At 32.0% G+C, this 24,258-nt stretch carries 30 protein-coding genes and 1 pseudogene; 6 read left to right on the top strand and 25 right to left on the bottom strand.

Going from position 1 to position 24,258, the window contains the following annotated elements:
* Positions 1-90: 90 nt before the first annotated feature.
* Positions 91-972 (top strand): LysR family transcriptional regulator, encoded by an 882-nt coding sequence (locus MKY02_RS12580; RefSeq protein WP_038191353.1) that lies wholly within the window; start codon positions 91-93, stop codon positions 970-972.
* Between the two features lie 301 nt (positions 973-1,273).
* On the opposite strand, the gene MKY02_RS12585 is transcribed toward MKY02_RS12580, so the two are convergent.
* Both MKY02_RS12585 and MKY02_RS12590 read right to left on the bottom strand, forming a co-directional pair.
* Entirely contained in the window at positions 1,274-1,579 is a 306-nt protein-coding gene (locus tag MKY02_RS12585; RefSeq protein ID WP_445329611.1) for a PH domain-containing protein, read from the bottom strand.
* Positions 1,580-1,723: 144 nt separating this feature from the next.
* On the bottom strand, positions 1,724-1,948 hold the full coding sequence (locus MKY02_RS12590; protein ID WP_340711295.1) for a hypothetical protein: 225 nt from the start codon (positions 1,946-1,948) through the stop codon (positions 1,724-1,726).
* Positions 1,949-2,283: 335 nt separating this feature from the next.
* On the opposite strand from MKY02_RS12590, the gene MKY02_RS12595 reads away from it, so the two are divergent.
* Positions 2,284-2,703, top strand: coding sequence for an epimerase (locus tag MKY02_RS12595; RefSeq protein WP_340711296.1), 420 nt, complete (start codon positions 2,284-2,286; stop codon positions 2,701-2,703).
* 397 nt (positions 2,704-3,100) lie between these two features.
* Here MKY02_RS12595 and MKY02_RS12600 read toward each other — a convergent pair whose 3' ends face one another.
* From MKY02_RS12600 to MKY02_RS12630, 7 genes are all read right to left on the bottom strand, one after another.
* Complete coding sequence (locus tag MKY02_RS12600) at positions 3,101-3,532, bottom strand: hypothetical protein (protein WP_053418051.1); 432 nt, start codon at positions 3,530-3,532, stop codon at positions 3,101-3,103.
* Positions 3,533-3,976: 444 nt separating this feature from the next.
* A complete protein-coding gene (locus MKY02_RS12605) occupies positions 3,977-4,129 on the bottom strand; it encodes a hypothetical protein (RefSeq protein ID WP_155981217.1) in 153 nt (50 codons plus the stop codon).
* A 167-nt stretch (positions 4,130-4,296) separates the two neighbouring features.
* Positions 4,297-4,767, bottom strand: a complete 471-nt coding sequence (locus tag MKY02_RS12610) for a DUF2691 family protein (protein WP_340709084.1) — start codon at positions 4,765-4,767, stop codon at positions 4,297-4,299.
* Positions 4,768-4,876: 109 nt separating this feature from the next.
* Positions 4,877-5,470, bottom strand: coding sequence for a DUF2441 domain-containing protein (locus tag MKY02_RS12615; RefSeq protein WP_340709085.1), 594 nt, complete (start codon positions 5,468-5,470; stop codon positions 4,877-4,879).
* Between the two features lie 249 nt (positions 5,471-5,719).
* Positions 5,720-5,929, bottom strand: a complete 210-nt coding sequence (locus MKY02_RS12620; RefSeq protein ID WP_340709432.1) for an NUDIX hydrolase — start codon at positions 5,927-5,929, stop codon at positions 5,720-5,722.
* A 248-nt stretch (positions 5,930-6,177) separates the two neighbouring features.
* Positions 6,178-6,918, bottom strand: coding sequence for a type I methionyl aminopeptidase (map, locus tag MKY02_RS12625; RefSeq protein WP_340711297.1), 741 nt, complete (start codon positions 6,916-6,918; stop codon positions 6,178-6,180).
* 161 nt (positions 6,919-7,079) lie between these two features.
* On the bottom strand, positions 7,080-7,499 hold the full coding sequence (locus tag MKY02_RS12630; RefSeq protein ID WP_340709086.1) for a hypothetical protein: 420 nt from the start codon (positions 7,497-7,499) through the stop codon (positions 7,080-7,082).
* A 297-nt stretch (positions 7,500-7,796) separates the two neighbouring features.
* Between MKY02_RS12630 and MKY02_RS12635 the strand changes: the two genes are divergently transcribed.
* Positions 7,797-8,267 (top strand): DinB family protein, encoded by a 471-nt coding sequence (locus MKY02_RS12635; protein ID WP_038191305.1) that lies wholly within the window; start codon positions 7,797-7,799, stop codon positions 8,265-8,267.
* Positions 8,268-8,530: 263 nt separating this feature from the next.
* On the opposite strand, the gene catA is transcribed toward MKY02_RS12635, so the two are convergent.
* The 8 genes from catA to MKY02_RS12670 form a co-directional block, all read right to left on the bottom strand.
* The gene (gene catA / locus MKY02_RS12640; RefSeq protein WP_038191303.1) at positions 8,531-9,178 is read right to left on the bottom strand and encodes a type A chloramphenicol O-acetyltransferase; all 648 of its coding nucleotides are present in this window, start codon (positions 9,176-9,178) and stop codon (positions 8,531-8,533) included.
* A gap of 247 nt (positions 9,179-9,425) precedes the next feature.
* Positions 9,426-9,833: a GNAT family N-acetyltransferase gene (locus tag MKY02_RS12645; protein WP_038191301.1), complete on the bottom strand. Its 408-nt coding sequence runs from the start codon at positions 9,831-9,833 to the stop codon at positions 9,426-9,428.
* Between the two features lie 101 nt (positions 9,834-9,934).
* Positions 9,935-10,378, bottom strand: a complete 444-nt coding sequence (locus tag MKY02_RS12650; protein ID WP_038191299.1) for a hypothetical protein — start codon at positions 10,376-10,378, stop codon at positions 9,935-9,937.
* A 552-nt stretch (positions 10,379-10,930) separates the two neighbouring features.
* Positions 10,931-11,932, bottom strand: a complete 1,002-nt coding sequence (locus MKY02_RS12655) for an anti sigma factor C-terminal domain-containing protein (protein ID WP_340711298.1) — start codon at positions 11,930-11,932, stop codon at positions 10,931-10,933.
* Positions 11,919-12,434: an RNA polymerase sigma factor gene (locus MKY02_RS12660; RefSeq protein ID WP_340711299.1), complete on the bottom strand. Its 516-nt coding sequence runs from the start codon at positions 12,432-12,434 to the stop codon at positions 11,919-11,921. The genes MKY02_RS12655 and MKY02_RS12660 overlap by 14 nt, the downstream gene beginning before the upstream one ends.
* A 392-nt stretch (positions 12,435-12,826) precedes the next feature.
* Positions 12,827-13,777, bottom strand: a complete 951-nt coding sequence (locus MKY02_RS12665) for a DNA/RNA non-specific endonuclease (RefSeq protein ID WP_340711300.1) — start codon at positions 13,775-13,777, stop codon at positions 12,827-12,829.
* A 256-nt stretch (positions 13,778-14,033) separates the two neighbouring features.
* Positions 14,034-14,321 (bottom strand): TIGR04104 family putative zinc finger protein, encoded by a 288-nt coding sequence (locus MKY02_RS22040; protein ID WP_076035392.1) that lies wholly within the window; start codon positions 14,319-14,321, stop codon positions 14,034-14,036.
* A gap of 183 nt (positions 14,322-14,504) precedes the next feature.
* Positions 14,505-14,735 carry a hypothetical protein gene (locus tag MKY02_RS12670; RefSeq protein WP_038191278.1) on the bottom strand — a complete coding sequence of 77 codons (231 nt, stop codon included), beginning with the start codon at positions 14,733-14,735 and terminating at the stop codon, positions 14,505-14,507.
* 216 nt (positions 14,736-14,951) lie between these two features.
* On the opposite strand from MKY02_RS12670, the gene MKY02_RS12675 reads away from it, so the two are divergent.
* Positions 14,952-15,122, top strand: coding sequence for a hypothetical protein (locus tag MKY02_RS12675; protein WP_235175789.1), 171 nt, complete (start codon positions 14,952-14,954; stop codon positions 15,120-15,122).
* A gap of 250 nt (positions 15,123-15,372) precedes the next feature.
* Here MKY02_RS12675 and MKY02_RS12680 read toward each other — a convergent pair whose 3' ends face one another.
* The 7 genes and pseudogenes from MKY02_RS12680 to MKY02_RS12710 all read right to left on the bottom strand — a co-directional run.
* Positions 15,373-15,960, bottom strand: coding sequence for a histidine phosphatase family protein (locus tag MKY02_RS12680; protein ID WP_038191276.1), 588 nt, complete (start codon positions 15,958-15,960; stop codon positions 15,373-15,375).
* Positions 15,961-16,131: 171 nt separating this feature from the next.
* Entirely contained in the window at positions 16,132-17,529 is a 1,398-nt protein-coding gene (locus MKY02_RS12685; protein ID WP_038191272.1) for a HAMP domain-containing sensor histidine kinase, read from the bottom strand.
* The gene (locus MKY02_RS12690) at positions 17,514-18,209 is read right to left on the bottom strand and encodes a response regulator transcription factor (protein WP_038191270.1); all 696 of its coding nucleotides are present in this window, start codon (positions 18,207-18,209) and stop codon (positions 17,514-17,516) included. The genes MKY02_RS12685 and MKY02_RS12690 overlap by 16 nt, the downstream gene beginning before the upstream one ends.
* Complete coding sequence (locus tag MKY02_RS12695; RefSeq protein WP_038191268.1) at positions 18,202-18,903, bottom strand: BsaG family lantibiotic immunity ABC transporter permease subunit; 702 nt, start codon at positions 18,901-18,903, stop codon at positions 18,202-18,204. Before MKY02_RS12695 ends, MKY02_RS12690 begins: the two co-directional genes overlap by 8 nt.
* Positions 18,900-19,652 carry a lantibiotic immunity ABC transporter MutE/EpiE family permease subunit gene (locus tag MKY02_RS12700; RefSeq protein ID WP_038191266.1) on the bottom strand — a complete coding sequence of 251 codons (753 nt, stop codon included), beginning with the start codon at positions 19,650-19,652 and terminating at the stop codon, positions 18,900-18,902. Before MKY02_RS12700 ends, MKY02_RS12695 begins: the two co-directional genes overlap by 4 nt.
* Positions 19,653-19,654: 2 nt before the next feature.
* Positions 19,655-20,359 (bottom strand): lantibiotic protection ABC transporter ATP-binding subunit, encoded by a 705-nt coding sequence (locus MKY02_RS12705; RefSeq protein WP_038191258.1) that lies wholly within the window; start codon positions 20,357-20,359, stop codon positions 19,655-19,657.
* A gap of 296 nt (positions 20,360-20,655) precedes the next feature.
* Positions 20,656-21,184: pseudogene (locus tag MKY02_RS12710) on the bottom strand (zinc-binding dehydrogenase); the annotation flags it as partial.
* Between the two features lie 416 nt (positions 21,185-21,600).
* Here MKY02_RS12710 and MKY02_RS12715 point away from each other — a divergent pair.
* Together MKY02_RS12715 and MKY02_RS12720 are read left to right on the top strand one after the other, a co-directional pair.
* Positions 21,601-22,230 carry a LysE family translocator gene (locus MKY02_RS12715; protein ID WP_038191256.1) on the top strand — a complete coding sequence of 210 codons (630 nt, stop codon included), beginning with the start codon at positions 21,601-21,603 and terminating at the stop codon, positions 22,228-22,230.
* Positions 22,231-22,653: 423 nt separating this feature from the next.
* Positions 22,654-23,046, top strand: coding sequence for a hypothetical protein (locus MKY02_RS12720; RefSeq protein ID WP_038191254.1), 393 nt, complete (start codon positions 22,654-22,656; stop codon positions 23,044-23,046).
* A 592-nt stretch (positions 23,047-23,638) separates the two neighbouring features.
* Here the strand turns inward: MKY02_RS12720 and MKY02_RS12725 are convergent.
* Positions 23,639-24,088, bottom strand: a complete 450-nt coding sequence (locus MKY02_RS12725) for a WapI family immunity protein (RefSeq protein WP_038191252.1) — start codon at positions 24,086-24,088, stop codon at positions 23,639-23,641.
* Positions 24,089-24,258: the final 170 nt, after the last annotated feature.

The raw sequence follows: 24,258 nt of genomic DNA on the forward strand, positions 1-24,258 counted from the left end.
CTTTATCGTATCATGAAGTTTAGTATACTAATAATATTCATTTTGTTAGTTTTACATATCTTTTTCATATATAGAAAGGAGGCTGGAAAAGTGGATATTCGCCAATTACGTTATTTTATTGCCATCGTTGAGGAAAAAACAATTTCTGCAGCTGCTACAAAGCTACACCTATCGCAACCTCCTTTGAGTCAGCAACTAAAAAACATGGAAAACCATTTGAATGTGCAGTTGTTTGAAAGACGAGGAAGAACGCTGGAGTTAACAGATGCAGGGCAAACGCTTTATAAACATGCATTGAAAATTACGAAGTATATGGAAGAATCTGAACGAGAGGTTAGGGAAACAGCAAACGGGGAACACGGAACTTTAACTCTGGGCGTAAATACTTTATCAAATGAACATTTATCTACTACTATTCAACGTTATCATCAGCAGCATCCACATATTACGTTTAAAATCCAACAAAATGATTCTGCGCAGCTATGCCAATTAGTCCGTGACCGAATACTTGAGCTAGCCATCATTCGTTTTCCTCTCGAATTGAATGACTTTTCAATCCTACATCTTAAAACGGAACCATTCTATTTCATTTGTTCTTCTAAAGAAATCTTGCCTTCTTCTACTGTAACTTACGAGGACATACATCACTACCCGCTCATCATTCCAAGCACTGAAGGCCTTGGTTTACACTATATAATCATGGAGCAATTCTCAAATTATGGTCTTGCAACCCCTCGTCTTTCTGAGTGTTCAGACATTGCTCTATTACTAGAGCTAGTCGAAAGCGGATTCTACGCTTCTGTTGTACCAGAAACCGTCATTAGACAGCAAAAGGGCTACAAAATTCATGCTGTCAAAATCAGTAACGAAGCATTAAACAGCTCTTCTGGACTTATTTGGTTAAAGGATCATTTCTTATCGAAAACCTCACAGAATTTTATTAAGCTATTAAAAGAGGAATTAGAGAAGTAGCCATTTGATGTGATGTAAAAAAAAATTTGTTCGATTGAACGATAGCCAATACCGTTCAATCGAACGATTAAATTGTTCGTTCAATAAGCCTACTTATTATTCTTTTTATCAAAATAATAGGAAATTAAATATCCTACTGTCCAACCAATGAACATCATTGCAAGTAATTTTAAATTGAACTTCCCGCTAAAAATGCTTCAATTATTAATAATCCCGTTATACTCATAATTGAAGCGTCCTAGTTTTTTATTTTCTTCAATTACTATGTCCCCTTTAAAGAATTACTTAGTTTTAACTATTACTATCTCTCTAAATTGATTTTAGGGTTCACTTTTTTCACTAACTTTATGAAACTATCCTTATCTTTTGGAGATATAAGCGCCATATTGAAATCAGAAGCATAAATGATTTCTAGACGATCTATCGATAATGCATAGGATGCTAAAGGGTTCATTGTTTGTTTCATACTTTTAATATCTGTTATTAATATCTTCTTTTTTAGAGGTCCGCTATATATGATTAAATAATCTGCCTTTACTTCATACCCCGTTTTATACCATCCACAAGCCAATAGAAATGCCAATGGAACAGTAAAAACTAATACCATATAATCTCTGCCTGCAACCAAAGCGGCAAAGCAAGCTATGGTACACCCTCAATAGATAGGATAAATCCACAAATCTTTTTTCGATGGAAAATACAAATCAGTATCGTCTAATCCTATTACCAACATAAACGCACCTAAATATAATTAGAAACTAAATAAAACCACGACAATAACTAATATAGATACTGGTATAAAAAACATACATCTACTATTTTTACCATTATTTTTAAATTCATCTATTCCTATAATTGCAATTAAAATTCCAAGCAATAAAGATGATATTGGAGCATACAAATAATCTTTTGTGATAAAGCAGTATGCTGAAATTGCCATTACAAACACAGCAAGAATCAATTTAATAATATACAATTCGATTCACCCTTGATTAATAACACTAACCTGCTCCGTTAGTTCCATAAGAAAAAGGCTCTACTCCCTATTGAAGTAAAGCACCCGTTTGTTTAAGTACATTTCTTCACAATCTTACTATGTGTAATGTATGCTCATTCAACTTTTTATAAACAAAGGAAAGTATGAAAATTAAAAAATGTAAAAATGATTTGTTTTCTTTTTTAATTCAGTTTAAAAATATCGTTCGTTTGATGTCGTTTTCCAATTTTATCAGAAAAAACAATAAAATGCTGTTAATTATTTTAATGTGCTATATTTTAATCACGTTTTTTACGATTTTTTCAGGAGGATGTATGAGTAAACCAAATAAAAATAAATTTTTCGCTTCATTCGTTATTATTGCCGGTTTAATATTACCTATTTTTCTACCTGCATTTATAATGATGGCTTTAGTTAAATTCGTGCCTAATGAAATTACTCATTCAGGAATAATGTCATTATTAATTTTATCTTTTGCACTATTTATAATTGCTGGTATTTTCTCTAAGATATTAAGCCTTGTAGGTTTAACAGAACAAAAGCTAGACGAATTAGGATTTCTAGGTTTAATAATCTCTGTTTTGTCGTCATTTTTCTCTATAATTGTAGGATATTATTGGATGAAAACTTTCCACCTTACATCCGTTGAGTTATCTTCCATTGGAATTTTAATAATTGCAGTTATCACTACATTTGTTTTAACAGCCCTAATAAGAATGTTAGAGAAGCTATAATAAGCGCAAAAAAAAGTCTAGGCTCAAAATTAATTGAGTACCTGGGCTTTAAATTATTCAATAATGATTCATAAATCCTTCTTTACAGGAAAATTAAATCAATAAAATTTTAAAGTATGGTCATTTCCATACAACAAAAGCTCCACTTGGAGCTAAACTTTTACGTTTTAATAAAACTAAAGGTTAGTTTGTTATTGCTTTCATAGTTCATTACCTCTAATAAATAAAAATAGAGGAAGGCTTATTGACCTTCCTCAACTGCGGAAATAAACTATTCTTTCTTCAGCTAATCTGCCCCGTTAGTTCAATAAAGAAAAAAAGAGCTGTAGTTGTATACCACAGCTCTAATGTCTTCCGCTCGTTTAAAATCCTTTGAAACTCCGAAGTCGCTACATTTTTATTTGACATTAATATCAAAAATAAAAGTTTCTTTTCCTTGATCCCATATTGTATTAAGTTCATAAATATAATAGCCCTCTTTTGATGGTAAAGTAATTTTATTATCTTCAATTTCAACACTGTCAATTGTACCATCTTCATTCAGTTTAGTTACCGTAATGGAAGAAGGATTTTTATCAATTTCAAATTTTAAAGTATCACCTTTATCGACTTCTATTGTTTCGAAAAGTTCAGCTAATTCATTTATATCGGGAATACTTTTTGTACTAATTTCAATGTTGTCTTCTTTCCACTCGTAACCACCTGACATCATTGTATATTGTTCCCCACCCACGATCACTTTGCCTTCTGGTTGACTAATAGTACCGTTCGGAAATCCATTACAGCCTGTTAAAATCAAAGTAATTAACATTAAAATTATTTTCTTCATTTCAATACTCCCCTTTGTTAGATTTTTACTTTCGCCCCGCCTTTCACACTTTTCTTCAACTCATCTGCCACTTTAGTTCAATAAAAAAAGAGCTGTCTGAACAGCTCAGATCTTCTACCAAAGCCCTCGTTAGTTAAAAAAATTTATTAATATCAATTACTAATTTGCAACCTTTTAGATTTGCCCTTACCTATAAAATGATTAAACAAAAGATAAATATATACCCCTATCACACCTCCAAGGAAAACCATTTCACATTTTTTGACATAGCCAACCTCTCTCTAAATTACACAAAATCATATGAACAATTCTAACATTTACCTACATAAATTTGTCAAAGTATTAAAATCTTGTTAAACTAACCTGCCCCGTTAGTTCAATAAGAAAAAGGCTCTACTCCTTATTGAAGTAAAGCACCCGTTAGTTCAATAAGAATTAATGACTTCACCAAATGCTTGATATCAAGCGAATTATCATTCTTGGTATAAAAATTATAATGTTCCAGACCACTTCAAATATTATAGAACCACCAATCTCACCTAAAATTTCTTTAAAAAACCCATCCTGCTTTTCTGCTTTTCTTTTTTTCTTTGCCATCATACATCTCCGAATCCCTTAATTTATACCCTCTGTAACTAAACTGCCTCTTTAGTTGAATAAGAAAAAAATCTGTCTGGACAGCTCAAAGGTCTTCTTACTAAAGCACCCGTTTGTTTAAATACAACTCTACTCAATATATTACAAATCACTTCTACAATAGGGTATTAAAAAGCAATCAACGTTGTATTGCTATCATTTTCATCTGTAATATATTTCACATTTTTGTAACCAGCATTTACGGCCTTAGAAAACAATTGTTTAATTATGTATTGTTTTTTTGAATAAATCGTTACATATGAGGAATCCACTACTAAGAGTACAAACTGACATTCACTTTCAACAAATTCTTGATAAGTTGCAATTTCTTTTACATCTAACTTATTCGCAAATGCCTTTAAATCGACAAATATAAGATAATATTCTTCTTTTGAAATTAACTCAGATAATGTTTGCCCATTTACTGTACAAAGAGAAGGAAATAAAGGTTCCCCTAATGTGTTAATTTCTATAATATAAGATTCTCCTCCTCCAATTCGCCAATTTAATTCATTAAGTTCTAGATCACTTAAAATTTCAAACAAATATTTTCCATAACCATTTGGAATTTCAAAAGTTAAACCTCTAATCCTAATCACCTCATTTAAAATGAAAAATCTCTTTGACTATTTCAACTAAACTGCCCCGTTAGTTCAATAAGAAAAAGCTCTACTCCTAACATTCATACCTTTAACGACTTTCCAGAATTTAAGATGAAAAATCATCAACAATTTCTACCACTTCAATTGTTCCATTTATCAAAAGTTCAGTAAGCTCGTTTTTAACGTTACCCTTCCAATATTCTCTAGCTTGTTCAATTTTTTGAGAGAAAGGAACCCCATCCTCCTTTGGTAAAAGGTTTGCATCACCTTCAAAATAATTCCCAATAACTCGAAGTTTAACAATCTGCAAAACATTACGATTGTATGAATCAAATATTTCTTTCCATTTCAAAGCGTCTTCATAGCTTTTAGCAGCGTATAAGCAAGACAATCTTGAAGGATACTCAGGATGTTCTTGTAGTCTAACCATTTCTACTAGCACTTCTCTAATAGCTCTGATTGTTTGTCCCACATACTTAATAGCTACTTCGGCATTCTCTTTACTAATGTTCAAACCCTCATTTGTATAATGACCGTATAAAATCTTAATAAAGTCTTCACCTTTAGAGTTCAATTGTTCCCTTTCAAAAAAGAAGCTATATAAGGTATTTTTCTGGTTCTTGTCAAAGTTAATTATCTGCCCCATGCTCATTTTATTCCTAGTAACGATATGATAAACATAAAATTCGTTCTCGTTCATGATCTGCCCCCTGTGATTTTCATAATCAACTCTTATTTTACCAGAATAAGGGAGTGTATATTGAACTAACCTGCACCGTTAGTTCAAAAAGAAAAAGGCTCTACTCCTTATTGAAGTAAAGCACCCGTTAGTAAAAATATTACATACTCAATAATAATCTCTATTTCAAAAGTTTCTCTAAAACTTCCAAGTCCTCGGGATATGCGTGTTGTATATTTTGTATATCTCTAAGTGACTTCCAACTAGCATCTACAATAATGTTATCGGGGTCGTTAATCCCTTTACTTTCTCCATTTTTTTCTCTTTGAAGTAATAAGTTTTTACTTTATAACCTTTAATTTCAGTTTCTTTAATAAACAGGCTATCCTCAATGACAATATCATATCCTGTTTCTTCTTTAACTTCTCTAATACAACATTCTTCTGGTGTTTCTCCTTGTTCAATACCACCCGAAGGAATAGCCCAAGATTCAGAGTTACTACCTTTTACATCAAAACTTCTTTGTTCTCATTAATACAAATTGCTGCAGAACCAAACCATTCTTTCATACTATCCCCCCAACTTCTTCTTCAACTAACCTGCTCCGTTAGTTCAATAAAAAAAAGAGCTGCATGTGCAACTCAATGTTCTTCAAGTAAATCACCCGTTAGCTTAAGAAGAACAGCGACGTTATTAAACAATCGCGCCTTGTTGTGGTATTAGTGCTCTTACAATGTAGTAATAATCGGTCCTTCCTTGGTAAGGATAATCGTATGTTCGTATTGAGCCACAAAGCTTTTATCGGTTAGGCAGGTCCATCCATCTTCGGATTGGAAAACTTCCTCTTCAAATGTAGAGATCATAGGCTCAAAGGCAATTACCATACCATCTTTTAATATTTCGTTATCCCATTGAGAGAAGTAATTTAAAATGTGTTTTGGTTCTTCATGAATCGAACGCCCAATACCGTGTCCAGTAAGGTTTTTTATGACTGTTAAGCCATGCTGTTTTGCTACATTGTGTGCAGCTTTTCCGAGCGCGCTTATTTTTGAACCTGGCATTGCCTTCTTAAGTCCAGCATCGAATGCTCCTTTAGCAACGTCACATATTTTATGTAAAATTGCCTCTCCTTCCCCTACTACAAAGGAAATTCCGGTATCTGCGAAATACCCGTTTTTTGAACCTGAAACATCAATATTTACAATGTCCCCTTCCTGAATTGCCCGTTTCCCCGGAATTCCGTGCGCTACTTCTTCATTTATGCTAATGCACGTATAACCAGGAAAATCGTATTCACTTTTCGGGGCAGATTGAGCTCCTGCTTTTTCAAACATCTCTCTCGCAATTTCATCGAGTTCTTTTGTGGTAATTCCAGGTTTCGTACTATGGACTAATTCATCTCGAATAGCAGAACAAATTTCACCAATTACCTTTAATCCAGTAAAATCCTCTTTAGTCTTTGCAACCATTATATTGTATATCCTCTCTTTTTAACGTATTTTATGATTAGTATATCATTTAATTATTTGCAGCAATGGATTTTTCTTCAAAAATCACTCTTGGACTAACCTGCCCCGTTAGTTCAATAAGAACTTTTAGTATTTACCTTTTAAGTGGATGAATAAACTATCTATTTTTCCGGATATTTATCGGTATAATATTCCGCACCCTCTTCATCAACTATAATGCGGTCCCCAATTTTTTGAAATTCTAATGATATACCATCGTCAGCAGTAATATAATACTTATCTTTTTTTGTTTTAATTTTTACATTCTTATATGTTTTTTCTATACGCTTTGCCGGAAATTCATTATCTACTTCTGATTCTAATACTTTATCTAAAACGGTTTTCTGTTTTTCTTCAGCATTATAATTACCATTAATCATTAGTTTTTCACCAATAACCACAATCATCTGGCTATTATGTTCAAAACCTCCTTCAAAGTCACTAGCCTTAGCTTCATAGGTCATACCGTCTCCATATTCTGAACACGCTACTAATAAAAAAATTAAACTAATACTTGAAAATAATAGCAACATCTTTTTCAATTCTATTCCTCCTCTTTGTACAAGTTTACAATAGAAATGAATGTTCAACATCCTGTCTAATATATACGTAAAGATGAAATGGATGTTTCAAATATTACTATATATTCAAGAATATTTTGTAACTCTCTTCCTCTTTCGCTTCTTCAACTAAACTCCCCTTTTAGTTGAACAAGAACCTTCTCTTCTATTACGTATTTTGGTCGAACTGTGACGTAATGTTTTAACCAAAATTGCTCTCTTTTATTCGAACGTTCATTCATGTATATTTAATACATACCAATTAAAGGAGAATAAATTATGAACTCAATTGATTTAATTCTTTTAAATTTCAACGAAGTACGAAGAAGAAGTACTAAGGTTTGGACATCTATTCCCCAAGAAATACTACATTGGAAACCCGATGACGAAGCAATGACTTGTATAGAGATGATTAGGCATGTTTTAGAAAGTGAACTTTATTACCATCTAGCTATCCAAAATCAAGGTAGTCTGGCAGTCTTTGATTCTCCTTTCGAAAAACAACCTTTTACCACTGTAAATGAGGAATTGAAATTAGCAGAACCATTTAGAAATGACTTCATAGAAACTATTAAGTCATTTTCTGAAGAAGATTTAACAAGTATTAAAATTGATCGTTCTGATTCAGGTTACATAAGAAGTTTGGGAGACATGTTGCTAAGAGTCGCCTATCATGAATCAGTCCATACTGGCCAATTGCTGGATTACTTGAGAATGGCAAGGGTTCCAAGAGTACGTGTTTGGGATTAATTTATCTCAAGGTGTGATCACTTAGGTGATGCGCCTTTTCTTTTTTAGTTACTACGCATTTTGTGTCAAATGCGACATAAAAACTCTCCTTCTCTTATTCAACTAAATTGCCCCTTTTAGTTCAATAAGAAAAAAGCTTCACTCCTTCTTGAAGTAAAGCACCAGTTAGCTTAAGTACATTTATTCATAAACTTTGGTTGTAATTCTATAAAAAAAGGAACTGCTTTCACAGTTCCCCTTTTAGAAATTTTCCCAATGAACAACTAGAGCCAGTCTGCACTTTCATCAGCAAACCTTTGTAATTCATTCATAAAAACACTTGCATGATAACCATCACAAACAGCATGATGAATTTGTAACGACACAGGTAAGAACAATTCATCTTTTATTTGAGAATATTTACCCCCAGTTATTATGGGTAAGAGAAAATCTCCACCATTATTAATATTTAAATTAAATGCTGTAAAAGAACTCCAAGGGATCATAGATATCGGAATATTATTATCTGGTATAGGAGTCTTTGGAAATAAACTACCCGTACCATTGTATTCTTCTACATCTTTTTCATACTGAGAATGAAATTCAGAAAACCTACTTACATTTGGTGACCAGATGCTAGAAAATGTGTATGTCTTCTTATCAAAAATTGTATAAGAAGGCAATATTTCTGACCAATAACCTAAATTCCCTTCTGGGTTAAAACTGGTTCTAAATTCTCGATGGGAATTAACTATTTTTGTAATCATAAAAATAAACGCAGGATATAACTTATAATTCTTCTTCTTTAAGTTCTTCATAAGAACAGTAATATTAATTTCATTCGTTATACTGAATGTTGTTTGTTGTTGTAAATAGTGTTCAAAGTACTCTTTTCGATTCCAATTTTCACGATCAATTATATTAAATTTCATTACAACGCCTCCTAATATGTTTTATTGGATTTAGGAGGCTATTTCCTCTGCTTTTTTCATGACAGTCATCCTTTTGTAAACTAATTTATACCACAACATTATCCAGTATTTCTAGACTAAAATCAACTTACAGATATTACTTTCTTCAACTAAACTGCCCCGTTAGTTCAATAAGAAAAAAGAGCTGCATATGCAACTCAATGATCTTCAAGTAAAGCACCCAATTGTTGAATAAGACTTAGTCCTATTAACTTTTTAAAATACATTGAAATCGTTCCACACCTGGATATTTTTCACCCAAACTCTTTATCTTAAATCCATAAATTTCATAAAAATTCACCGCATCTTTATCGGTTTCAGCAAACATAAAAGGTGAAGAATATTTCTCCAAAATAAAGCTAATCATTTTACTCCCAATACCTACTCCTCTATGATTTAGAGATACTGCGATATGTTTAATTTCACAACGTTTTGGACTTAAAAATTCTATTCCAATACAACCAACAACCTCATCTTCAAGGTCATATCCATATAACTCTCTTATTGGAGATTGCATATATATCTCATATTCTTTCTCGACATTCTTTTCAGAGGTTGCGAAGGATAAAAGTTCTCTTACATTAGGTTGAATAGATGTCGATTTAATCTCTTTCATAAAACACGTCCCTTCTTGCATTAACCTGCCCCGTTAGTTTAATAAGAAAAAGAGATACTAATTAAACAATCGCGCCCGATAACAGTAGATAAAACTATTCTCTATCTTGCAAACAATTTTAATGCTTTTTTAGAAATCAAGGAAATATGGTAAAATAATAAAGCTGCCAAGGCACCAAACATAAGGGCGCCAAATGTCAATAATCCACCAGTACCCCCGTCGGTTAGCAATATAATTACAGAAAGTACTCCAACAACTAATAAACCACCTGCTACGTATACGAGGAAGCCAATAATATATTTTAGAAATTCATTACGAAATTGAATAATATCAAAATATACATCTACTAAATAAGAATAAAATCCTCCACCTAATAAATAAATAGGAAATGAATAAAAAAAATATAGGATATATAGCCCTTCCAAGGAGTTATAACCAATTCCAGCTTGTTGTTCTGCCACTGGTGTATATTCTAAAAATGCTAAAGACAGAGAAAAGATAAGTGTAGAAAGCACAGAGGTAATAATTTTCTCTAAGATCCTCATTTATTCAACCTCATTCCCATCTATACTAATTATATAATTCAATAACTCCACCAAAAAAGAACGTTAATCCATCTTAAATCAACGCCTTCGTTAGTTAAACAACTTGATTTAAGCATCCTAATTTTTTAATTGTTTGGCATTTATAAAAAAGGTTGTTCCCATTAAAAATATGCCTAAATAAATGAACATAGCAATACCTGAATATTCATCTTTAAATACTGTTGTGTTAACCAAAATAAATAACTAACATCATTAGTACAAGTGATACATATAAGCCTTTAATGTATTTCATAAGTTATTCCTCCTCATTGAAACCATAATAGCAGACCTGTTCTTTGACTATTTGGATTATTAACTAAACATTATTTTAATATTAACACTAATTTACTTTGTTTGAAATTTAATGCAAACCCAACCGCGCTTATTGAACTAACCTGCCCCTTTAGTTGAATAAGCAAAAAGAGCCGTCTGAACAGCTCCGAGATCTTCTACTAAAGCACCTCATTAATTTAAGTACAATTCTTCACAAACTATGGTTACAACAATCTATTTTCAATATGGTTTTACAGTTACGCCTAGTACAGCTGCCCGAACCGTATCCATATCATTTAATTCAGCTAATTCTTTCGGTGTTCCTGTTACCACAGCACCTATTATCTCAATATTTTCAGGATCTAGTTTTGCAGAATCACCTTTTAAATTGTTATATATACGATTAAATTCCCCAAAGTATTTTCCATCTTCATAATTCAAGCCCGATTGAACATCATCAATAAAATGCTTCTCACTCATAGAGGATTCGGTAGGGCGTTCACTAAAACCGTAAATTTCAGTAGCTAATTCAGGAGACTTAGGTTTATATTTGTGTTTGTTTAATGATTGAATGTCTTCTTCTGAATAAGTATCTACCCAGTACCATTTAAGTGTTATATTCTCTGGAATTAATTCACGAACTTCTTCCGGTGTATATTTTTGGTTAAATGAAACCCCTAATTCGATCAAAGTATCATCTGTAAATTTATTTAAGGTTTTTAGGTCATTACGAATTTGGCTGTACAATACCTCTGGATGATAAAAGCTCATCATTCTTTGCTTTGTCTCACTGTCATAATTTCTATAAAGTCCATCTTCTTTATCTTCAATCTGTATTAATGAATGCCCTGTGAAACGGCTCATTCCACCAAACAGACTATACCTAACAACATGATTACTCCAATCTACTGGAATCCCTTCAATCTCTTTATATCGATTAAACGTTAAAATCCCTTCAAATACACCATTTGATTCGTTTTGGCTCGTTAATAACTCAATATTAGGATTAGTGATTCTGCTAAATAACTCGATATCACGCATCGCCTTTTCTTGACTTCCCCTTAAAATAAACAACCAAGACAAACTTAAAGTAATTAACAAGAAAACTATGACAAATAAAGAGATACCTATATTTCGGAGTATCGTTATTCTCTTTGCTTTTTTTACAACCTTTGAAATAGTACTTGTTGACTTTCCATCAAAAAAATCATTTAATTCCTGTTCTTTTTTATTTTCTGTCATGTTTTTCATTCTCCTTTCGATATATGTCTTTAAAGGATTTTCTTGCACGGAATAAATAGGTTTTTAATGTACCTAAATTTATATCCAGCATTTCAGAAATCTCTTCGTAACTTAATCCAAGTACATATTTCAATAAAATTAATTGCTTATGTAAGGGGGTGAGTTGATTCAGTATTTCTTCAATTTCTTTTTTCATCTCAATTTGTTGAACATAGTCTTCTGGTAAAAGTGAATCGTCTACAAGCTCAAAGTGGTCAAAAGATATGTTCACTTCTCTTTTCTGTTTGCGACACAAATCATAATAATGATTAATTGCTACTCGAAATAGCCAACTATACGCTTTGTTTGGATCAACTGAATCAATATTTAAAATAAATTTATAGATGGATTCTTGTATAATATCTTCAGCATCTCGAGGGTTTGCGCCATTTTTAATTAAATACTTAAAAATAGTTGCTGTTTTTTCTTGCAAAACTATGTACAGTTCATCATGCCCACTCATTACTCCCCTCCTTTTCAGTTATAAGACCTTTAACAACGAAAAAAGTTAACACTTAAAATGAAATTCCCCTTAAAAATTTACAAAATAAAAAGCATGATCCATTAGAATCATACTAGAATATGATAATTCGCTGTTTAACTTAATGTCATTTTATTAAAACAATCTACTTTCATCTTCGGAAATTTAGAATTCCAAAGTATGCTACGTCAAAAATTTCACTATATAACAATCTGGCCCGATTGTTCAACTAACCTGCCCCCTTAGTTCAATAAAGAAAAAAGAGCTGTATATGCAACTCAATGATCTTCAAGTAAAGCACTTGTTAGTGAGTACAGACACCCACGAGGAAACTGTTCTTTCGTTCATTTATTTTGCCTCAAAGTTCTAGGGGCTTACTCACCTACCATACCGTCCTTATCATTATCTTGCATATATGGGTATAACCAATGATCACTCGTTATTGGCATACTAAAACCTGCTGCTTTTGCTTCTTTAATCGTCACCTGTCCATTACCGTTTGTATCAACACTTGAAATATCTTCAGTGCCATTCGACTTATTAGAACTAGTTGACTTATTTGAGTTAGTTGATTTACTTTCAGTTAAGCCTAGAGATTTATTTATCTCATCAGGGTTGCCGTTATCAAACTCATCTACAATCTTATTCCCTTTTAAAGTGTAAGTGTACTTATAATGAGAAGGAATATGCGTTTCCGTATTAGGATATGTGATAATTGCTTCAAAATTAGTAGCTCCACCAGCTTTACGAATGGCATCTTCCATATATGCTTGATCACCATGTCGGTTAAGCGTACTTTCTTGTGGAGTAATATTGTAAGCATTGGATACCCCCCCGAGAGAATCTGCAATGATATGTCCTTCATCTAAATCTGAACTTTCTACACCAGGAACTTTTGCTTCATCATTGTAGTATCTGCCAGACGATGTTACAGGTTCGTTATCGTCATCTTGTAGAACGATTTCGTCAGCAATGACACGGATTACTTGGCCATATTCGTTGGTGAAAGAATAGTACTTACGGTTCCCAAAACCAATGTCAACGACGACGTTAGGTTCGCGATGTCCTGACAAATCACCACCATCAACTTCAATAAATTTGTATCCTGCGAACTTGTCATTTTTTGATTGGGTTGGTGTTTCCTCTATTACTGGCTCATCATCCGTAGTGATTGTTTCTTCTTTTCCATTATTATTTGTATTAACTGTGGTTACTTCTTGTGAATCTGTTTCTTTATCTGCAACGGATGCATCTTCTACGTTAGTACAACCAACTATAAAGATGGCAGTTAAAAGTAAGATTAAATAGTTTATTTTCTTTTTCATTTTAGGACTCCTTATAGTATTTTTTACTGTTCATTCTAGAGCTCTTTGAATAAAACATAAATTAACATTGTTAACCTATTTATAATAGTATATTACAATATTAATTTTATTAGAGTAGATAATTAGTTCGAAGTATGTAGTATTAAATTCCAATAAAGATTAGTAGAATCCAATGCATTATATTTTTCAAATATAAAATTTAGTATGCAACTCAATGATCTTCAAGTAAAGCACCCGTTAGCTTAAGTACATTAGTTCACAAAGACTTCTTATAAGTAACAAGAAAAGGTGCCAACAAAGAACCAATTATAAAAATAAAAATAGCTATGCCAAGTATCACAAGACCATTGCTAAAAGGGGGCAGGGAATAACCAAAAATGAGCATTGGAAGAATAGTGAATGAGACAAAGATTAATCTGCTTGGTATTGTTATCTTATGCGTTGTATCGCATTCGTTACATTTGATCGGTTTATAATTCCTCCAAAAGGATTTATAGATTTCACTCCAACTAAAATGTGCATTGCATTTCTCGCATTTTTGCAAAGCTAATCACCTCCATTATAATTTTTAAATCTTCTTAGCGTTGATTTATTAACCTGCACCGTTAGCACAAAGAGAAAAAAAGAGCTGCATTGCAACTCAATGTTCTTCAAGTAAAGCACCCGTTACTTTAAGTACATTTCTTCACATTGTCTATAAAGTAAAATACATCTTTTGATTTTGTTACTATTTTTTCTTATTTGATAGTATATAAACACATACAAGTAGAACTGCAATGATTGAAGTGATTATAGAATATCTAAAAATATTAAAGAAAAACTCTGGATAAGGTGTTACAACAAATGAAGTCATCCCCTCTACATCAGTTGTGCTTTCTTCTATTTTCATAAAAACTACTAATAAGAAGAAAGAAACAACAAATGAATATATCCCTGTTTTCACTAAGATTTTCTCCATTTAAAAGCCCCCTAAATAATGCACTTGGTTCAATAGAGGAAGTTGAACAAACTACGTTTAAGTTATTGTTTCTTTCAATTTTACTAAACCTTACCATATTTATACTAATATAGCTTATTAAACTAAACTGCTCCATTAGTTTAAGTACATTCTTTCACAATCTCAACCTTCCCTCCTACTCGGGTCAACGCAAAAGAATTACTGGCTTCACTGGATATGCAATCTTATAATCGCTGGGGCATTGTACGTAAAACACATGGAGTCATGGCAGACGATGAAATTTGGATTCGTTTTAAAGGTGAAACACTCACCCATCGAGATGTCTGCTTACGTAAAGATCTATATTATCCTGAGGAACCCAATTATTTTGAAGCTAATAAGTATTAACAGAGGCTCTGAGCCAAGCACTCTCATACTACCTTATTTCATTAGAAACAAGATGAATAACTTAAAGATCTTCAACTACAGAAGTAAGATATTTAGTAAAACAAAAAGGAGAGGGATATAAATTTTATCAAGACCTAATTTTTAAAAAAATAGAAAAATTAAAGGGTTCTACATATTAGATATGACTAATATGTAGAACCCTTTCTTCTTTTACTAAAGCCCCCGTTAGTTCAATAACAAAAATTATTTTTTATTGGTTAACACCAATATTTACACCCCATAGTCTTTGAACATTCACTAGTTCCTGTTCATTGAATTCCATTCTATAAATATCAGGTTTTGATGTGCTATGTAAAAAATTCAAGTCATAAGTGCTATCGAAATGTCCCATCATCAAGGTCATAACTGCCCCGTGAGTACCTATCACTACTTTTTTATCTCTAAAGGTATCTAATAGTTCTTTTAAGACTTTGATAGCTCTTTTTTGACAATCAGCATTTGATTCTCCTCCCTCTAAAGAGAAATTTGTTTCGGAAAATGACTTCTCCAAAAGTGGAAACAATTCCTTATCAGATACTCTATTGTCTTCAGAAGAAAATATCCTCTCCTTTAAATCTTCAAACACTAAAACTTTTCGCCCTATTTGTTGAGCTAACTTTTCAACAGTTAAAATTGAGCGTACGTATGGACTTGAAACAACTGCATCAACTTCTTCATCTTTCATTATGTCAGTTACTCGTTGAGCATCTAAATAACCTTTTTCGGTTAATCCTCTTGTTCTTTCATTTCCTTCTTTTGGCGACTCACCGTGTCTCACCATATAAACAAATGTACTCATACTATATTTTCCCCCAATGATAAATGTATTGTATTCATCCTTTTGTGAAATATTGAAAATAATGAAGAATAAAGAAGCCTAATTCCTCCTTCTTTTAGAGAGAAATTAGGCTTCCGTATAGGATCTGTAGATTTATAACTTTTTAAGTTTACATACTTAAAAAGGGAAAGATTACTTATACGGAATATTAAATTCAATACGTGCCCCCGATAACACTAAGGGATCTACAACTTCAATGTTTCCGTATAGTTCATCAACAAGTTTTTTAGTAATAAACAAACCTAAACCAGCGTTACCCAACGAATTAGATCTTGATCTATCTTCCCTAAAGTGTTTGGAAAACACCAAATCACGGTGTTCCTTTTCTATTCCCACTCCCGAATCCTCAATGGCGAAATGAATGTAATTGCCTTTTTCATTAACAAAAAAACGAATTTTTCCATTTTCCGGCGTATATTGAATAGCATTGGCAAAAAGATTCTCTAAGATTCGATTGACCTTTAGGTAAGGAATTTCCACGTGATTATTTATTTTCAAATTATGCTCATATTGAATATTTTTCTTTTCCATTAAGTGAATAAAATCATTTTCCACGTCTTTGATTAATTCATCAATAGATGTAACATCATAAATCAGTGTTGGATCCTTGATATTACTTGCTTGTCCCATACTTTCTAATATATTATTTACCTTTAAGACGTTTCTATTTATAATATCTATCTGTAATTGTTGATTAGGTGTTAAATCGTCCACATTATTTAACATTTCAGTACTTAAAGCAATGAGTGTAGCAGGTGTTTTTAGATCGTGTGACAAGCTAGACATCATAACTGCCCACTCTGAGTCGTGTTGCCAATTTTTATATAAGGACTTCTTTAGTTCTCCTTGCATTTGTCTAAATGACTGTGTTAATTCGCCAATTTCATTATTACTATTATAACTAAGGTTAAATTCCAAATTTTTATTTTTAATCATAATCGACGCATTTAATAACTCCTCCAAAGGAGCTTTTACGGAATAATAAAGCTTATTAATAAAGGATCTCGAAAATATAATGAAATAAATAATCGGTGATATTAAAGTGATACTTATTAACCCAAACATAATATAGCGAGAAACAGAATGCCGACTTTTTATCTGATAAGAATAAACCCAAAGTCCTTTAATTTGATTTTCAATTACTATTGGCTGGACGAGATGATAGTAATCTTTGTAAAAATGAGCACTATTAAACATATCAACAACATTTACTCCCTGAAATAAACCACTGAAATTTTCACTACCATCAATAAACTCACCATTGGGGCTAAATTTGTTTAGGATGATATCATTCTTTTTCAAATTCCTTTTCATCTCATTGAATTTAGACGACTTCATATATTCGGATGGATGATCCGTCATGCTTTTGCTCTGTTTATGAACTAGTTTTTCACTATTATTAGCTGTCCGTTCAATAGTTGCAAAAATAACCAAAATTGAAATAATAATTGTAAATACACTCATTATAATAGTCCATATTATGCTTTTGATATATAACCTTCTTATATCCTTGATTATTGACTGTTCCATTGGTACCCTATTCCCCAAACTGTTTGTAGATAATTTTCAGGAAAACCGGCAGACAATAATTTACTTCTTATATTTTTAATATGCTCCACTACAGAACTTGCATCTCCTTGTCCATCAATTCCACTTATACGCTCATATATATGTTCTTTGGTAAAAACCTGCTTTGGCGATGAAAGCAACAAGACCAATAAATCAAATTCTTTTTTAGTAAAGGGGATCACCTTTTTATTATGCATAATCTCTCGTGAAGTTATATCAACAACTAGGTCGTCAATCAATATTTTTTTTCGTTTACTTTCATCATGTTTTTGCAGAAGACGTTCTCTCATTTTAAATAAGGCTTCAACCTTATATGTTAACAGCTTCAAGGAGAAAGGTTTAGATATAAAGTCATCTCCTCCTAAAGAAAATGCCTTCATCTTATTCATATAATCTGAAGCAGCACTAATGAATATTATTGGGCAAATTACTTGATTACGAATTTGTTTGCACACTTCTAATCCATCATACCCTGGCATCATGATATCCAGCAGAATTAAGTCAACATCTGCTTCTGCTTTATCAATCGCTTCTATGCCATCTTTTGCTTCCGAAACTATATACCCCTTGGAAGTCAGATGAAGCGAGAGTATCTGTCTCATATCTTCTTCGTCTTCCGCAATCAATATTTTCTTATTCACTAATTGTCCTCCCCTCCCATTTATTAAACCATATTACAAATGCTACGAATAAAATCACACTCACACTAGTATATAGCCCCCACACCAAAGTGGAATATCCATAGTCACCAATGGTTAGCAGATGTAAATATCTTGTGCCATACAGTAAAGGTATGTACTGCCATATGGAATCCCCTAAACTGTTTGCACCAAAATAGATAATAAATATACTGAAAAAGATTCCCATACCGAGACATACACTTGTATTTATTTTTATTGCTATGAACCATAAAATAATTATAACAGGTAAAGAAAATATCGTTGTTAAAATTGAATATAATAAAATATCCCCTGTGAAATGATTACCAATAAGCATCCATAATGGTATGCAACTAACTAATGTACTGAACATAACCGAACCTAAACTTACCAAGATTAAATCCGTACTCCACTCTTTTCTGCTTCGCAACTGTAAAAGGTGATTGAAGTGTCCTATCTGTTCTTCGTATCTAACATACAGACTTATCATGAGCGAAATACCAAATGGTATTGCACTATTAAAATAGACCGTATAGTCAACGAATATATGGTTTAGAGAATCATACCTCTCAAGATATAAATATAAGCTAACACCATATATAATAGGAGCTAAAATCATTATAAGAAACCAAAAGGATTTTGCCATTTTATAAAGCATAACATTTAAATATTTCATATATACATCTTCCTTTTAAAAATTTTATTGGATAACCACATTAAAATTAGGAAATATACCACACTAACTCCCATAGCTATAGCTAAAACATGAAAGTCTGGTACTAAATTGAAGTTTTCAATGGGTGTACCATTAGGATGGATTCCCATTGTTTCCGCTGGTACCCTTAACATACTTCCACCAGGAAGAACCCAAAAATAAGATTTTAAAGCGATAAACACTGAGCCGACGGCACCAATCAGGTTTATTAGAGTCGTCATAAGTACACCGATATACTTGCTTACAATTAAACTGAAAGGAATTAATGGTAAAGCAACAATCATTATGAACGCTGTTGTCATAATTACTTGGGGTATGATTGGCAATTCATTATATATTAGCAATGAACCCAATATAGACGCAGCAGCTATCAATACTGCCGAGATACATTGGTAAATTAAAATTACAACAACTTTAGAAAAAAACATTTTGGATAAAGATATGTTGTTTGACAAAACGTTTTTATAATCACCAATTTTTTTCTCTTGATTAATATTCATCCCACATGCCATAGCCAAACCCACAGGCAGGAAAAATATAGGCCAAAGATTATAAATAATTGTTAAAAAAACATTTGTAGACGGCTGTTGCTCCGCATATATATTTGAAAAAATAGCAAAGGCTAGAAAGAAAATTGGAATAGCTAAAAGTAATTTCTTCGATAAAGATGATTTCATTTTTAATAATTCAGCTTGAATAAAATTAGACATACTTATACGTCCTTTCTAATGCCTGAAGTAATTTCAAAGAACAAGTCTTCAAGGCTATCTTGGTGATTAAATTTATTTTGATATTCCAACTTGCCATTATGAATAATACCAATGGTATCTGATAAGATTTGTATTTCATTTAAAATATGACTAGAAATCATGGTTGTAACACCATCTTTCTTTAACTCGTTCAAAAGGTGTCTTAATTCTCTTATTCCTGCCGGATCTAATCCATTTGCTGGTTCATCCAAAACTAGAAATACTGGTTTTTTTATTAAAGCTAGAGCAATTCCTAACCTTTGTTTCATTCCTAAAGAGAACTCTTTTGTCTTTTTCTTACCTGTATTAGAAAGATTTACTTTTTTTAAAACTTCACTAATTTCCTCAAAAGGAATACCTTCCTGTAAACAAAAGATTTTTAAATTGTCGTACGCACTTAGATTGCCATATATAGCAGGACCTTCTATGAGTGATCCAATCTTTTTTAAATCATCTCTTTTCCACTTATCACCCTCAAATAGCACTTCACCATTTGTTTTTTGGAAAATTCCACTTATTATTTTCATTAGTGTGGATTTACCAGCACCGTTTAGTCCGAGAAGACCATAAATTTCTCCATAATTCACATGCAGGTTTATGTCTGACAGCACTTTTTCGTTTTTGAATTTCTTTTCTAAATGTCTTGTTTCTAAAATGTAATTAGCCATTATTACAACCCCTTATCTTTATTTAATACAAGTATAGAAAATAAATATCAAGAAACTATAAGGAATGTATTTTTAATATGGACAAATAAGAAATGACTTATCATTTTTCAGTTAAGCTCAAATTTCAGCATGAAAAAAATCCATCTTGAAAAGATTGATCAAAATGGATTTTAATTCTGAAATTATATATGACTTTAAATAAGTCCTATTTTCGAGTATGTTATTCAGATTCTGCAATACAAAACGCATTTCTTTATTCCAGATATGCGCCCTTTAACGGAATAAGCAGCTCTTCCATTTGTTAAAATCACCTTGCCTTGATGTCCATCCGAAGATTCACCAATCCGAATGGCTTCACTTATTTCCGATAAGTTGTAATATGATTCAGGTCTCATCAGCCTTATTTTTTTATCTCTAATCAATGTAATTAAGTGGTTAAATGTCTCCTGCCATTCATTTGCTGAGACTCTTTTATTCCAATGCCGTAAATGAAATAATTTTGCATTCACTTTTGTCTCATTTGTAATCTCGGCCAAATCCACTTGGATTCCTGATAAAAGACCTAAAGTTAAGAAAGCACCTTTAGAACGAACGCAAAATGCTAAGTCGTTACCATCTGGTCCTCCAATTGAATCAATAGTTGCATCGACTCCATCCCCACCAGTCAAAGGTATTAATCACACAAGAAGCACAGAGCTTTAGTAAATCCTTTGAATATTTATCATTCCGGGTTATCGCAATTAATCGGAAGCCCAGAACTTTTGATAACTGAGCAAAAATGTGTCCAATAGCTGAACCGCAAGCATTGACCAAAAGGACATCATTTAAATCCTTTTCATTTACTGATCCTATATCATAAAATTGAATATTCATTTTTTGCACCTCAAATTTTATGGTTACTATTACTTTAAATAAGTTCTTTACACTATAGAAGTATCCTTTAAATTTAGCAGCATTTTCTTCCCTTCTTGAACTAACCTGCCCCGTTAGTTCAAGAAGAAAAAGGCTCTACTCCTTATTGAAGTAAAGCACCCGTTAGTTTAAGTGCGATTCTTCACAAATTCTTAGATATTCACAATTAAAAGCGGCTTACACCATATTTATTAATCCTCAAAATGTTCAGTAGATCACTCATCATTTTAAACTTTTTTTCGCTGATCCATCTAAAAAAAGCTTTTATTTTTCTTTCATTTACTTTAACATCGATAAGGGCACCCCAAAAAAAGAGATAGAGGTGCTAAATGTACGGTATTATTAATTATGAAATGTTTTTATTAACTGGGATTTTATTGAATCTAATCCCTGGTGCGGACACTATGTATATTGTTGGTAGAAGTATTTCACAAGGTAGAAGAGCTGGTATTTATTCTGTGTTTGGTATTATTACTGGCTCCTTAGTTCATACGTTATTAGTTTCTTTTGGTTTATCACTCATACTTACAAAATCTATTGTATTATTTAATACCATTAAGATTATTGGTGTTATCTATCTCGTTTATTTAGGAATTAAAATGATACTTGATAAATCAAACATAGGTTTTGAAGCGTCATCAACTAAATTAAACTTAAGAAGAATTTATATACAAGGACTTTTAACAAGTCTAACGAATCCCAAAGTTTCGTTATTTTTTATTGCTTTTCTTCCGCAGTTTATAGATGTTAAAGCATCAGGTCCTATTCCTTTCTTAATATTAGGGCTTACTTTTACTACAACTGGACTACTGTGGTGTTTATTTGTTGCTTATTTCTCTTCTTACATTACTAAAAAACTAAGAGGAAACCAAAAGGTGGGAATAGTCCTGAATAAGATAACAGGAATGCTATTTATTTGTATGGGATTAAAGCTACTTCAAACTAAAGCTCCCCATTAAACTTGTAAAATAAAACAATGCCCCCAAATAAAAAGTCCTTTCAAATATGAAGGGACTTTTTCTTAATTAATATTAGTTCTTTTACTGCACAATATCTTTCAGATATTCATTCAATGTAGTGATAAAATTTAAAATTCCGCATTGGTATATCTGTTTAAAGTAACCTTTTTCTTCAAGTAAAGTACTCGATTGCTGAAGAAAGTTCTAGAATTTTAATATGAAATTACTTCTTGAATCTGGTCATGAATATTTCCCTTACTTAACCCTCCGTGGTAACAAACTTGCTGTTAGTCTCACTAACTCTTAAGAGTTAGGCAAGTTTCCTGTTTGTATAGACAGCCCATGTCATAAGAGTTTTCTTTCCTTATGACAAAAGGTGTATAATAGTATGAAGAAATTTTATATTATCGGAGGGTAATGAAAATGAAGATTTTGTTTGATGAAACATACACTTCAAATGACGGAAAGCGAACAAGCAGGAATATTTGGTATGGATATGCTGATATATCTGATGTTGGTGAGTATGGAAAAAACATTAAGCTTAATGAAGATTTTATGGATAATTTATGCGAAATAATAAAAAATGACTTATCTAAGAATGCAGCAAATGCCCCTACTGAAACTAACTGGTATTTCTATGGAAGTGCTGTAACTCAGGACGCTATTGGAGACAATATCCGTCCGACAATTATGGTTCGTGAGCGATCTGACGAGTTTATTACTAATTTTAATATCAGTGACCACGATTTTGCTGTAAATATTGATGCTATTCTGTTGTTTAAGGCGGATTTTGAAAAACGTTTAGCGCGTCATTGATGAGTAATATCAGTATAAGCATTTTCAAACTTTGAGGGGATGATTTCATAATGAATTCATTCTCCTTTTTCATGTGGGGTGAGTATTTTTGTGTGGAGGATAAGGACTTTTAAAAATACAGATAGTGAATAATTACACTTAAATTAAACTGCCCCGTTAGTTTAAGTACATTCTTTCACAATCTCAATATTGATAGTAACAAAAATTCCCAATATTAAATCAAGCTTTTTTACAAATCTACACTTTATTCAGGTTCAACTCGAGCGAAAACCGCTTTATCTTCATTTCTTCCTTCTAATTTGCTCGATTTTCAGTCGTTTTTGCGTTAATCCTTCTTTAAGTTCCAATATATCACAACAAAAAAAGCGCCTAATCCCTTTTGTATCAAGGGATTAAGCAGATTTTAAATACTATAGTTTTAGTATAGTTAATTGGTATTTTGCGAACAATGACATTCACTCATTATTCACTATGTATAGTTTCCACAACATGAATCACTTTTATCCCTAAGGCTTCCCTTTTAGTTGAATGAAAAAAACTGTTTGAATAGCTCCAAGATCTTCAACTAAAGCACCCGTTAGTTGAACAAGATTTATATAATTAGTCCTTCATTTCCACCATAGTAATCAACGATTTCTTTTAATTCGGCTAACGTAGAAATCAAATAACTTTGTTCACTTTCAAATTCAAATTCTAAAAAATTCTCCACAGATAAATACTCTTGGAAAATACCTTGGATTTTAAATTTACCTAACCCAGTAAATTCAAGCACTAATTTAAGTTCTGATGAATCAGTATTTGGAAAATTAATAATGCCTTCTAACTCTTCGTAGCATTTAAGTAGTTGTTTATAGAATTCATATATTTGACCTGTTGAAAACCAAAGTTCGGCATCTTTTACGTAATAGTTCCCACTTTTAATTTGAATTTTCCCTTTAACATCATAGCCACCCAAATAACTTGTTTCTTTTGGGAAACCAAAAACTTCATTTAATTCAATTCTTATAAATCCTTGTTTGCCTTTAAGTTCAAATGCATACACTCAAATCATCTCTCTTCATTTAATTGCCTTGTTTCAACCATATCAAAATACAAGTTATTTTAACAGATTCTTATTCCACTAAACTGCCCCGTTAGTTGAATAAGACAATCGAGTATATTTTTTAAAATAAAGGATTCTAATAAATTATGGAGAATATTTACATTAATACT

Origin of the sequence: Viridibacillus sp. FSL R5-0888 (genome assembly GCF_038009105.1) — a bacterium.
Lineage (GTDB): Bacteria > Bacillota > Bacilli > Bacillales_A > Planococcaceae > Viridibacillus > Viridibacillus arenosi.

What these genes read in the sequence shown, in the direction of transcription:
- MKY02_RS12715 (WP_038191256.1), top strand. Translation starts at nt 21,601, where the DNA reads ATGTACGGTATTATTAATTATGAAATGTTTTTATTAACTGGGATTTTA.
- MKY02_RS12705 (WP_038191258.1), bottom strand. Translation starts at nt 20,359, where the DNA reads ATGGCTAATTACATTTTAGAAACAAGACATTTAGAAAAGAAATTCAAA.
- MKY02_RS12585 (WP_445329611.1), bottom strand. Translation starts at nt 1,579, where the DNA reads ATGGTATTAGTTTTTACTGTTCCATTGGCATTTCTATTGGCTTGTGGA.
- MKY02_RS12700 (WP_038191266.1), bottom strand. Translation starts at nt 19,652, where the DNA reads ATGTCTAATTTTATTCAAGCTGAATTATTAAAAATGAAATCATCTTTA.
- MKY02_RS12675 (WP_235175789.1), top strand. Translation starts at nt 14,952, where the DNA reads ATGCAATCTTATAATCGCTGGGGCATTGTACGTAAAACACATGGAGTC.
- MKY02_RS12720 (WP_038191254.1), top strand. Translation starts at nt 22,654, where the DNA reads ATGAAGATTTTGTTTGATGAAACATACACTTCAAATGACGGAAAGCGA.
- MKY02_RS12665 (WP_340711300.1), bottom strand. Translation starts at nt 13,777, where the DNA reads ATGAAAAAGAAAATAAACTATTTAATCTTACTTTTAACTGCCATCTTT.
- MKY02_RS12650 (WP_038191299.1), bottom strand. Translation starts at nt 10,378, where the DNA reads ATGAGGATCTTAGAGAAAATTATTACCTCTGTGCTTTCTACACTTATC.
- MKY02_RS12595 (WP_340711296.1), top strand. Translation starts at nt 2,284, where the DNA reads ATGAGTAAACCAAATAAAAATAAATTTTTCGCTTCATTCGTTATTATT.
- catA (WP_038191303.1), bottom strand. Translation starts at nt 9,178, where the DNA reads ATGAAATTTAATATAATTGATCGTGAAAATTGGAATCGAAAAGAGTAC.
- MKY02_RS12660 (WP_340711299.1), bottom strand. Translation starts at nt 12,434, where the DNA reads ATGAGTGGGCATGATGAACTGTACATAGTTTTGCAAGAAAAAACAGCA.
- MKY02_RS12680 (WP_038191276.1), bottom strand. Translation starts at nt 15,960, where the DNA reads ATGAGTACATTTGTTTATATGGTGAGACACGGTGAGTCGCCAAAAGAA.
- MKY02_RS12605 (WP_155981217.1), bottom strand. Translation starts at nt 4,129, where the DNA reads ATGGCAAAGAAAAAAAGAAAAGCAGAAAAGCAGGATGGGTTTTTTAAA.
- MKY02_RS12655 (WP_340711298.1), bottom strand. Translation starts at nt 11,932, where the DNA reads ATGACAGAAAATAAAAAAGAACAGGAATTAAATGATTTTTTTGATGGA.
- map (WP_340711297.1), bottom strand. Translation starts at nt 6,918, where the DNA reads ATGGTTGCAAAGACTAAAGAGGATTTTACTGGATTAAAGGTAATTGGT.
- MKY02_RS12600 (WP_053418051.1), bottom strand. Translation starts at nt 3,532, where the DNA reads ATGAAGAAAATAATTTTAATGTTAATTACTTTGATTTTAACAGGCTGT.
- MKY02_RS12645 (WP_038191301.1), bottom strand. Translation starts at nt 9,833, where the DNA reads ATGAAAGAGATTAAATCGACATCTATTCAACCTAATGTAAGAGAACTT.
- MKY02_RS12670 (WP_038191278.1), bottom strand. Translation starts at nt 14,735, where the DNA reads ATGGAGAAAATCTTAGTGAAAACAGGGATATATTCATTTGTTGTTTCT.
- MKY02_RS12635 (WP_038191305.1), top strand. Translation starts at nt 7,797, where the DNA reads ATGAACTCAATTGATTTAATTCTTTTAAATTTCAACGAAGTACGAAGA.
- MKY02_RS12695 (WP_038191268.1), bottom strand. Translation starts at nt 18,903, where the DNA reads ATGAAATATTTAAATGTTATGCTTTATAAAATGGCAAAATCCTTTTGG.
- MKY02_RS12685 (WP_038191272.1), bottom strand. Translation starts at nt 17,529, where the DNA reads ATGGAACAGTCAATAATCAAGGATATAAGAAGGTTATATATCAAAAGC.
- MKY02_RS12615 (WP_340709085.1), bottom strand. Translation starts at nt 5,470, where the DNA reads ATGAACGAGAACGAATTTTATGTTTATCATATCGTTACTAGGAATAAA.